Consider the following 10,476-nt stretch of genomic DNA (forward strand, 5'->3'; position numbering starts at 1 on the left):
GTCAGGCCTCCTGCGGGTAGCGGATCGTGTGGCACAGCGCCGGGAGCTCCCCGGACGCCAGGGCGACCAGCACGTCGGGCAGGTCGGCGAAGTCGGACTCCCCCGTCAGCAGCACGTCGTACGCCGGGTCGCGCAACACCCGGAGCGCCATCGCCAGCCGGTCGGTGTGGGTGCGTCGGGACCGGCCGGCCACCACCCCGACCTGGCTCGAGCGGATCCGCAGCCGTCGCGAGTGGAACGCGCCGCCGAGGCGGAGGTCCACGCCCCGGTCGCCGTACCAGCTCAGGTCGAGCACCGTGCCCTCCGGCTCCAGCAGGTCGAGCGAGAGCTGCAGCCCGGCCGCCGACGCGCTGGTGTGCACCACCGCGTCCCGCCCGCCGGGCGCGTCCCCCGGGGTCGCGAACGCGACACCGAGCCGCTCGGCGACGCCCGCGCGTGACTCGTCGACGTCGACGAGGGTCACCTCGAGCTCCGGGATGCCGGCGAGCAGGCGGGCCACGCAGCACCCGACCATCCCGGCCCCGACGACGGCCACCCGGTCCCCGACGAGCGGCCCGAGGTCCCACAGCGCGTTGAGCGCGGTCTCGACCGTTCCCGCGAGCACGGCCCGGCGGGCGGGCACGCCGTCGGGGACCTCGACCACGGCCGACGCCGGCACGACGTACGCCGTCTGGTGCGGGTGCAGGCAGAACACGGTGCGGCCGAGGAGCGGGTCGGGCCCGGCCTCGACGACGCCGACACTGAGGTAGCCGTACTTGACCGGGCCGGGGAACGACCCGTCCTGGAACGGGGCCCGCATCTCCTCGCGCTGGCTCTCCGGCACGCCGCCCCGGAAGACCAGCGTCTCGGTGCCGCGGCTGACGCCGGAGTGACGGGTGCGCACCCGGACCTCGCCCACGTCCGGCCCGGCGAGCGCCACGGGACGGATCTCGCCGTGCCCCGGCGCGCGGACCCAGAACGCCGCCTCCGTGAACCCCGGCGGTGCGGTCTCCGTACGACTGGTCACACCCCACACACGGAGGCACCGTGCCGCTGGTTCACCGTCCTGCCGACCTCATCACCGGCATCCGGGCTGCCCTCGCGGTCGTGATCGCGGTCCTCGGCCCCACCGGCCGGGGGCTCACGCTCGTCGTCGTGGCGCTCGCGCTGGACTGGGTCGATGGGCAGGTCGCGCGTCGGACCGGCACCACCAGTGCGTTCGGCGCGCGCTTCGACATGGAGACCGACGCGTTCCTGATCTTGGTGCTCAGCGTGTACGCGGCCGCCGAGCACGGCTGGTGGGTGCTGCTGATCGGGGCGGCTCGCTACCTGCTCTGGCTCGCCGAGCGGGTGCTGCCGTGGCTGCGCCGGCCGGTGCCGCCGCGCTACTGGCGCAAGGTCGTCGCCGCGGTGGCCGGCATCGGGCTGGCGATCGCGGTGTCCGGACTGCTGCCTGCGGCGGCCGACGAGGCGCTGCTGCTCGGCGTGCTCGCCCTGCTCGCGGAGTCCTTCGGCCGTGACGTGTGGTGGCTGTGGCGCACCCGCACCGAGGAGGTGGCCTACCCCCGCGGTGGCGGCGTCACCCTGCTGGCGCTGGGTGCGGTCTGGCTGGCGCTCACGCTCCCCCAGGAACCTGGCGACCTGGTGCGGCTGCCGGTCGACGCCCTGCTGCTGCTCGCGCTCGCGCTGCTCCCCTGGCGGGGACTGCGTCGTACGGCGGCGCTCCTGCTCGGCCTCGTGCTCGGCGTGGTCGTGGTGCTGCGGGTGCTCGACCTCGGCTTCGAGCGGATCCTGGACCGGCCCTTCGACCCGACCGCCGACTGGGTCTACCTCGGGCCGGGCGTCGGTGTGCTGGGCGACTCGATCGGCGTCCCGGCCGCGCGCGCGGTCGCGGTCGTCGCGGTCCTGCTCGTCGTCGCCGTCCTCGTGGCGCTCCCGCTCGCCACGGTCCGGGTGGCCGGCACCGTCACGCACCACCGGCGGACCGCCGCGGTCCTCTCCGGGGTCCTCGTCCTCGCCGGCCTCACCCAGATCGGCTCGACGAACGCCGCGGCACTCGCCTACGACGAGGTCGCGCAGGTGCGGGCCGACCTCGCCGATCGGGAGACGTTCGGTCGCGAGATCGCGGCGGACCCCTACGCGGACGTCCCCGGCTCCCGCCTGCTGACGGGGCTGCGCGGCAAGGACGTGCTCATCGTCTTCGTCGAGTCCTACGGCCGGGTCGCCGTGCAGGGCACGTCGTACTCACCCGGCGTCGACGACGTCCTCGACCGGGGCAGCCGACGCCTGCACCGGGCCGGGTACGCCGCCCGCAGCGCCTTCCTCACCTCACCGACCTTCGGCGCGGCCAGCTGGCTGGCCCACTCGACCCTGCAGTCGGGTGTGTGGGCCGACAGCCAGCGTCGCTACGACCAGCTCCTCGGCGCCGACCGCCTGACGCTCACGTCGGCGTTCGGCCGGGCGGGCTGGCGCACGGTCTTCGACGTGCCGGCGAACACCCGGGACTGGCCCGAGGGTGCGGACTACTACGGCTTCGACCATCTCTACGACTCCCGCGACGTCGGCTACCGCGGCCCGGAGTTCGGCTACGCGCCGATGCCCGACCAGTACACGCTCAGCGCCTTCCAGCGCCTCGAGCTCGACCCCGCGGACCGCCCGCCGGTGATGGCGGAGATCGACCTCGTCTCCAGCCACCACCCGTGGGCGCCGTCGCCGCTGCTGGTGCCGTGGGACCAGGTGGGCGACGGGTCGGTCTTCGACGGCTCGCCGACCCAGCCGGGCTCGTCGGACGTGCAGACGCTCTACGGCCAGTCGATCGAGTACACGATGGACACGCTCGTCTCCTGGCTCGAGCAGCAGCCCGACCCCGACCTCGTGCTGCTGGTGCTCGGTGACCACCAGCCGCACTCCTACGTCTCGGGCGCCCACCCCGGCCACGACGTGCCGGTCTCGGTCATCGCGCGCGACCCCGGCGTCGTACGCCGGATCGCCGACTGGGGCTGGCAGCCCGGGCTGCACCCGTCTCCGGACGCGCCTGTGTGGCGCATGGACACGGTGCGCGACCGGTTCCTGGAGACCTTCAGCTCCTGAGGCTCAGCCGTCGAGCCGGAGGACCGGCTGACCGTCGGCGGCGCGCACCTCGACCGAGGCGATGTCGTCGGTGTCCAGCGCGGTCGCGCCGGTGAGGTGCATGGTCCTGCCGGGCAGCGCCTTCCAGGTCGCCACCTGCTCGACCGCCCCGTCCGTCGTCCGCACGACGAGCGAGTACGTCGGCGCCGGGTCGTCGTGGTGGTAGCCACCGCTCGGCTCGTCGTAGCTGCAGGTCAGGTCGAGGCGGGTGCCCCACGCGACCGAGGTGAGCGCGACGCTGGCGTCGACCCGGTCCTGGTCGAGGGGCGTCATCGTCTGCGAGACGGCGGTCGGGGGCGGCTCGTCCTCGGAGGCCACCGCAACCACGGTCGCGCTCGCGGCGGCGACTGCGACCACGGCGGCGGCAGCGGCCAGCCCGACCGCCCAGCGCCGGCGGCGCTGCTGGCGGCGTACGCCGTCGACGAGGCGCGGCAGCAGGGTCTCGGGCAGGGGCTCGGGCGGGGGTGCGGACTCGACCTCGTCGAGCGACAGCCGGCCGAGCAGGCCGGGCAGCCCGGCGATCTGGCGCACCGACGCGGCGCACTCGGGGCAGGTCGCGAGATGACGCTCGAACGCGAGCCGCTCGGCCGGTGGCAGGGCGCCGAGGACGTAGGCGGCGTCGTCGTGCGCGAGCTCGCAGCCATGCAGGTCGTTCATGCCACCACCCCCATCTCCTCGAGCGCGAGCCGCAGCGCGCGCAGCGCGTAGTGCGTGCGGGACTTGACCGTCCCGGGCGGGACGCCGAGGCGCTCGGCGGCCTCGGCGACGGGCAGGCCCCGGTAGTAGCACTCCACCAGCACCGCGCGGTGCTCGGCCGAGAGGCGCTCGAGTGCGTCGGCCACCACCCACGAGAGCAGCACCTGGTCGGTGCGGTCGGCCTCGCCGGCCCCGTCCGGGACCTCGGGGACGGACACCTCGCTCTGCGACCGCTTGGTGCGCCACTCGTCGATCACGATGTTGCGGGCCACGGTGAAGAGCCACGCGCGCACCGAGCCCTGGGACTCGTCGAGCGCCGGCATCCGGCGCCACGCGCGCAGCAGGGTCTCCTGGACGACGTCCTCCGCCCGCGCCCGGTCGTGGCCGGTCAGGCGCAGGCAGTAGCCCCACAGCGCGGGCGCGTGCTCGTCGTGCAGCTGCTGCATCAGCGCCACCGGGTTCCCCGGGCTCTCCGCCATCTCCACCTCCACCCCTGACACGGACGGTACGGCGCCCGGGTTCAGTCGGAGGGTGTTCAGGTGGAGCCCGGTCAGCCGTGCTTCTCCTCGAGCGCCTCCGTGAGCAGGCCGACCAGCGCCTCGAGCTGGACGTCGACCGAGGTCGCGACCGTCTCGCCGGCGCCGTCGAGCGCACGGGCCGCGAGGCCGGCCTTGCTGTCGATGAGCTCGGCGATCCGGGTGTCGATCGTCTGCGCGGCGATGATCCGCCACGCGGTGACCGGCTCGGACTGGCCGATGCGGTGCACCCGGTCGATGGCCTGGGTCTGCTCGGCGTCGGTCCACGAGAGCTCGGCGAGCACCAGGTTGGACGCGACCTGCAGGTTGATGCCGACGCCGGCCGCGGTCAGCGAGCAGACGATGACCTCGACCTCCGGGTCGTTCACGAAGTCGGCGATGTTCTGCTCGCGGGTCTTGGTGCTCTGGTCGCCGCGGATCGAGGAGTAGCGGATGCCGCGGCGGGCGAACGTCTCCTCGGCGGTGTCCATCACGTCGATGTGCTTGGCGAAGAAGACGACCTTGCCGACGCTGCGGGCCAGCTGGGCCGCGTAGTCGGCGGCGAGCGCCGACTTCGCCTGGCCGATGTGGCGCATCATCGTGAAGACGTTCTCGCCCGACGTGCTGTCGGTGTCCTCGCGCTCCCAGGTCGCGACCTGGCGCACCAGCGCGTGGTCGATGCCCTCGACAGTCCGGCCCGACGTACGGGTCGCGAGCGCCGTCTCGTAGCGCTCGACCATCCGGCGGGCCAGCTCGCGCTCGGCGTCGCGGATCGAGCGACCGACCTCGCCGTCGAGCTCGACCGGCAGGTCGGCGACCCGGCGGGCCGGGATGTCGGCGGCGACGTCGACCTTGCGGCGGCGCACGATGCCCATGTCGACGACGCAGCGGCGTGCGGCCGGGTAGAACGCCGGGTCGGCCGGCGTCAGGCCGGTCTCCTCGAGCGGACCCATCAGCTCCGCGAGCGGCTTCTTGTCGTCGATCCAGCCGAGGAACTGCCAGATCGCCCGGAAGTCCTCGATGTCGTTGATCAGCGGCGTGCCGGTCAGCGCCATCAGCAGCGGCCGGACCGTGCGCTGACGGATCTGCTCGGAGAGGTGCAGCACGTGCTGCGAGCGCTGGGAGGACTTGTTCTTGATGAAGTGCGCCTCGTCGACGACCATGCCGCGGAAGCCGTGGTCGGCCATCCAGCCGACGTGCCGGTCGAGCACCTCGTAGTTGACGACCACGATGTCGGCGAAGCCGTCGATGTCCTCGCCGTCGCCGTGGATGACGGCCACCGCGCGGTGGGGGGTCCAGATGCCGGCCTCGCGGGCCCAGTTCATCTTGACGACGTTGGGCACCACGACGAGCAGCGGGAACGCCTTCGCGGCCTCGGCGGCCAGCAGCGACTGGGCGGTCTTGCCGAGGCCGGGCTCGTCGGCGAGCAGGAAGGTGCGGTGCCCCTGGCGCGCGGCCTCGACCAGCTGCGCCTGGTGGTGCATCAGCTCGTGGGAGCCCGCGGCCTGCAGCGACGCGGGCTCGGGCAGCGCCATGCACGAGGTCGCGCCGGCGCCGGCGAACTCGAACGAGCGGAAGAGCGGGCCGAGCAGCTCCCAGGTCGCGAGGCGGTGGGTCAGCGGCTTGCGGCCGATCGCGGAGAAGTCGGGGGCGAGGAACGGGTTGGCGAGCCGGCGGGAGACCACCGACTGCGGGACGACCCGGCGCTCGTGGTGGGTCTCGACGGCGGTCTCGTCGACCTCCGGGACCTCCTCGACCTCGGCCTCGAGGCCGGCGGCGGCGATCATCTCCTTGCGCAGCTCCTTGGCGGCGTCGGAGATGACGGCGTCCTCGGCGAGCAGCGTGAAGAGGGTGGAGTCGCGGGCGGCCGTCTTCGCGAGGATCGTCGCGATGCCGTCGAGCCGCTTGAGCTGCTCGTTGCGCTGCGCGTCGGTGAGCTCGGTGTCGCCCTTGACCCGGATCCGCTCCTCGCGGGCGAGGAGCGCGACCACCTGGAACTTGGTGCGCACCCCCGGCATCGCCGAGCGACGCTCCACGGCGTTCTCGACCTCGCGCACGGCGCGGGCGAGGACCGGGATGATCCCGTCGTTGTCGAGCGGCCGACGCCGTCCGTTGCGCTGGTTGCCCCCGCGCTGGGACGAGGAACGCTGCGCGTTGTTGCGCTGCGACGTACGGCGGCTGGCCGTCTGCTGCTGGCCCGATCGAGCCAAGGACCCCTCCTCGGAGTGGCGGCCACGGGCACAGTGGGCGACGGATCGCACCCACCCAGCCCCGTGACCGGGACGTACAGACGTCGGACGAGACGGCCGGCAGGCCGACTCCCCGACGCGAACCGGACGGCGATTGCGGCAGCCGAACGGAGGAGACGCGGACCCGACGGGTCCGACGTCCCCGCCATGGTAGCGCGCCGTCCCCGCGCGCCGCACACCGATGCGGCCAGCGGGCGGAACATACTGCAGCCATGGCGCGCGGACTGCGGGCGTGGCTGCTGCCCGAGGGGCAGCGACGGACCCTCGACGAGCTGACCGACGACCTCGACCTCCGCTCGGGCGATGCGACGGCGAAGCGGTCGGCGTTCTGGACCATGCTGACGCTCTCCGCGGTGATCGCGTCGGCCGGCGTGCTGGCCGACTCCACCGCGACCGTGATCGGCGCGATGATCATCGCCCCACTGTCGACCCCGATCATGGGCATGGCCGTCGCGGTGGTGAAGCAGCAGCGCAACTGGTCGCTGCTCTACGTCACGCTCGGTTCGCTCGAGGTGATCGCGATCGGCGCGATCGCCGTGCAGCTGCAGCCCGGCATCGTGCTGCTCGACAACTCGCAGATCTCCGGACGCACCTCCCCCGGCCTGGTGGACCTGGTCGCGGCACTCGCGACCGGGCTCGCCGGCGCGGTCGCCCTGGCTCGCCGCGACGTCGCCGCGGTGCTCCCGGGCGTGGCGATCGCGATCTCCCTGGTCCCGCCCCTGGCGGTGGTCGGGGTGTGCCTGGGCGCCGGCGAGCTCGAGCTGGCACTCGGAGCACTGGTGCTCTTCCTGTCGAACACCCTGGCGCTGGTGCTCGCGGGTATCGCCATGTTCACGCTGCTCGGCTACACCGACGAGGCGCTGGTCCGCGCCGACCGCTTCCGCGGTCGCACGTACGTCGTGCTGGCCGTCGTCGGTGTGCTCGTCACGATCCCGCTCGCCGCCAACACGGTGGCCACCTTCGTCCTCACCCGGTGGGAGAACGACGTCCAGGACACCGCCGAGACGTGGCTCGCAGACACCCCGGACGCCCAGGTCACCGACGTCGAGTTCCACGCACTGGTGGCCTATGTCTACGTCCAGCACTCGGGTGAGCTGCCGTCGTACGCCCGCCTGCTCTCCGAGCTCGGCGACGTGCTGCCGGACGGCATCAAGGTCGTGGTCGACTCGACTGTCGGCCAGGAGGTTCCGATCGGGACCGTGGGCGACGGGTGATCAGACCGTGAAGTCCACGCCCTGCGCGAGCGGCAGCTCGCCGGAGAAGTTCACCGTGTTGGTGGCCCGACGCATGTAGGCGCGCCAGGCGTCCGAGCCGGACTCACGCCCGCCTCCGGTCTCCTTCTCGCCGCCGAACGCGCCGCCGATCTCGGCGCCGGAGGTCCCGATGTTGACGTTGACGATGCCGCAGTCCGACCCTTCGGGAGACAGGAAGAGCTCGGCCTCGGCCTGGTCGGAGGTGAAGACGCTCGACGACAGTCCCTGGGGCACCGCGTTGTTGAGGTCGATCGCGCCGGCGAAGTCGTCGTAGGGCAGCACGTAGAGCAGCGGCGCGAAGGTCTCGCGCGCCACGACCTCGGTCTGGGCGTCCATCCGTACGATCGCCGGGCGCGCGTAGAACGCGTCGGGGGCGACGTCGTCGAGGGCCCGGCCGCCGCCGGCGACCAGCTTGCCGCCGTCGCCCGTCGCCGCCGAGATCGCCGACTCCATCGCGTCGTACGCGCGCTGGTTGATCATGGGGCCGACCAGGGTGCCGTCGGCCATCGGGTTGCCGATCGGCAGCCGCCCGTACGCCGAGGCGAGCCGGTCGGTCAGCTCGTCGACGACGCTGGTGTGGGCGATCACGCGCCGCATCGTGGTGCAGCGCTGGCCCGCCGTACCGGCCGCGGAGAAGACGATGCCGCGGACCGCGAGGTCGAGGTCGGCGCTGCCGGAGACGACCGCCGCATTGTTGCCGCCGAGCTCGAGCAGGCTGCGGCCGAAGCGCTCGGCGACGCGCGGTCCGACGAGCCGACCCATCCGGGTCGATCCGGTGGCGCTGAGCAGGGCGACCCCGGGGTGCTCGACCAGCGCCTGGCCGACCTCAGGACCACCGAGCAGCACCTGCGACAGCGCCTCGGGTGCTCCCTGCTCGGCGATCGCCCGCGCCAGCACGGCGTGGCAGGCCAGCGAGGTGAGCGGGGTGAGCTCGGAGGGCTTCCAGACGACCGGGTCACCGCAGACGAGGGCGACCGCCGTGTTCCACGACCAGACCGCGGCGGGGAAGTTGAAGGCGGAGACGACACCGACCACGCCGAGCGGGTGCCAGGTCTCCATCAGCCGGTGGCCCGGCCGCTCCGAGGGCATCGTGCGGCCGTAGAGCTGGCGCGACAGCCCGACGGCGAAGTCGCAGATGTCGATCATCTCCTGGATCTCGCCACGGGCCTCGGAGGTGATCTTCCCGGCCTCGATGCTGACCAGGACGGCCAGGTCGTCCTGGTGCTCGGCGAGCAGCTCGCCGAAGCGCTTCACCAGCGCCCCGCGCGCCGGCGCCGGGACCTTGCGCCAGGCCCGGAACGCCTCCTCGGCGCGGCCCACCGCCTCGTCGACGTACGCCGCGTCGCGCCACGCCAGCGTCGTGACCTGCTGGCCGTTGATCGGCGAGCGGGTCTGCACGTCGCCCGCGAGAGCATCGACGTCGACCCCGCAGCGGCGGGCGGTGTCGAGGGCCAGCGCGGACAGCTCGGACTGGGTGGGGATCGTCATGGTCCGTTCCTACACGATGTTGAGCTCGGGCCGGACGCCGCGGTCGGCGAACCGGTCGGCCGACAGCGCGGCGACGTCGACGACCGGATCGCGACCCAGGACCAGGTCGCGCAGCACCTCGCCGATCGCCGGTCCCATCAGGAAGCCGTGGCCGGAGAAGCCGGTGGCGTAGAGGAAGCGGGAGACCCCGGCTGCCTCTCCCACCAGCGCGTTGTGGTCGGGCGTCATCTCGTAGAGCCCGGCCCAGCCGGAGGCGATCCCGACCTCGGCCAGGGCCGGCACCCGGCGCGCGATCGCGTCGCCGAGCCGCGGCAGCCACGCGTCGGTGCGACCGAGGTCGAAGCCCGGCCGCTCGTCGGGGTCGGACATGCCGAGCAGCAGCCCCGGCCCCTCGAGGTGGAAGTAGAGGCTGGTCGCGAAGTCGATGGTGAACGGCGTCGCCGGGTCCAGGCCCGGCATCGGCTCGGTGACTAGGATCTGGCGCCGCAGCGGCACGACCGGCAGCTCGACGCCGACCATCTCCCCCACCGACGCCGACCAGGCACCGGCCGCGCAGACCACCGTGTCCGTGGCGACCCGTCCGCCGTCGGTGAGCACCGCGCGCACCTGCCCGTCGACCACTTCGACCCCGGTGACCGCGCAGTGCGTGACGATCCGGGCACCCGCCCGGCGAGCGCCACCGGCGTACCCGAGCACGACGGACTCCGGCGTGCAGTGCCCGTCGTCCGGCGACCACGCGGCGGCGAGGATCCCGTCGAGGTCGACCATCGGCGACAGGACTCCCGCCTCGGCGGCCGAGATCATCCGGCTCGGGACGCCCAGCGAGTTCTGCAGCGCGACGTTGGCCTCGAACGCCGCCACGTGGCCGGGGTCGTCGAGCAGGAAGAGGTAGCCCGACCTGTGCAGGTCGATCTCCTGGCCGAGCTCGTCGGCGAACCGCTCGTAGGCGCGCAGGCTCCGCTGCCCGAGCTCGATGTTGACCGGGTCGGAGAACTGCGCGCGCACCCCGCCTGCCGCCTTGCAGGTCGAGCCGGAGCCGAGGGTGTCGCGCTCCAGGACCAGCACGTCGGCGACGCCGGCGCGGGCCAGGTGGTAGGCCGCGCTGAGCCCCATCACGCCGCCGCCGATCACGACGACCGCGGCACTCGCGGGCAGCTCCGGCACGGG

The 10,476-nt window shown here is 73.4% G+C and carries 8 protein-coding genes; 2 read left to right on the forward strand and 6 right to left on the reverse strand.

The features are described 5' to 3' along the window. Position 1 precedes the first annotated feature (1 nt). Entirely contained in the window at positions 2-1,006 is a 1,005-nt protein-coding gene (locus tag ASC77_RS05760) for a zinc-dependent alcohol dehydrogenase (RefSeq protein WP_056149969.1), read from the reverse strand. 20 nt (positions 1,007-1,026) lie between these two features. On the opposite strand from ASC77_RS05760, the gene ASC77_RS05765 reads away from it, so the two are divergent. Further along, the gene (locus ASC77_RS05765) at positions 1,027-3,069 is read left to right on the forward strand and encodes a CDP-alcohol phosphatidyltransferase family protein (protein WP_235547461.1); all 2,043 of its coding nucleotides are present in this window, start codon (positions 1,027-1,029) and stop codon (positions 3,067-3,069) included. A 3-nt stretch (positions 3,070-3,072) separates the two neighbouring features. Here the strand turns inward: ASC77_RS05765 and ASC77_RS05770 are convergent, their stop codons facing one another. The 3 genes from ASC77_RS05770 to ASC77_RS05780 all read right to left on the reverse strand — a co-directional run bounded on the left by ASC77_RS05770 (position 3,073) and on the right by ASC77_RS05780 (position 6,529). Next, positions 3,073-3,765 (reverse strand): anti-sigma factor family protein, encoded by a 693-nt coding sequence (locus tag ASC77_RS05770; RefSeq protein ID WP_056149625.1) that lies wholly within the window; start codon positions 3,763-3,765, stop codon positions 3,073-3,075. Next, positions 3,762-4,283: a sigma-70 family RNA polymerase sigma factor gene (locus ASC77_RS05775; protein ID WP_056149974.1), complete on the reverse strand. Its 522-nt coding sequence runs from the start codon at positions 4,281-4,283 to the stop codon at positions 3,762-3,764. The genes ASC77_RS05770 and ASC77_RS05775 overlap by 4 nt, the downstream gene beginning before the upstream one ends. Before the next feature lie 71 nt (positions 4,284-4,354). After that, on the reverse strand, positions 4,355-6,529 hold the full coding sequence (locus ASC77_RS05780; RefSeq protein ID WP_056149627.1) for a DEAD/DEAH box helicase: 2,175 nt from the start codon (positions 6,527-6,529) through the stop codon (positions 4,355-4,357). A gap of 251 nt (positions 6,530-6,780) precedes the next feature. Here ASC77_RS05780 and ASC77_RS05785 point away from each other — a divergent pair, with 251 nt between their 5' ends. Beyond that, a complete protein-coding gene (locus ASC77_RS05785) occupies positions 6,781-7,782 on the forward strand; it encodes a DUF389 domain-containing protein (RefSeq protein WP_056149628.1) in 1,002 nt (333 codons plus the stop codon). Here the strand turns inward: ASC77_RS05785 and ASC77_RS05790 are convergent, their stop codons facing one another. Both ASC77_RS05790 and ASC77_RS05795 read right to left on the reverse strand, forming a co-directional pair. Further along, complete coding sequence (locus ASC77_RS05790) at positions 7,783-9,309, reverse strand: aldehyde dehydrogenase family protein (protein ID WP_056149629.1); 1,527 nt, start codon at positions 9,307-9,309, stop codon at positions 7,783-7,785. It abuts the gene before it with no gap. A 9-nt stretch (positions 9,310-9,318) separates the two neighbouring features. Next, the gene (locus ASC77_RS05795; protein WP_082574471.1) at positions 9,319-10,473 is read right to left on the reverse strand and encodes an NAD(P)/FAD-dependent oxidoreductase; all 1,155 of its coding nucleotides are present in this window, start codon (positions 10,471-10,473) and stop codon (positions 9,319-9,321) included. Positions 10,474-10,476: the final 3 nt, after the last annotated feature.

The organism is Nocardioides sp. Root1257, from assembly GCF_001425175.1.
GTDB lineage: Bacteria > Actinomycetota > Actinomycetes > Propionibacteriales > Nocardioidaceae > Nocardioides.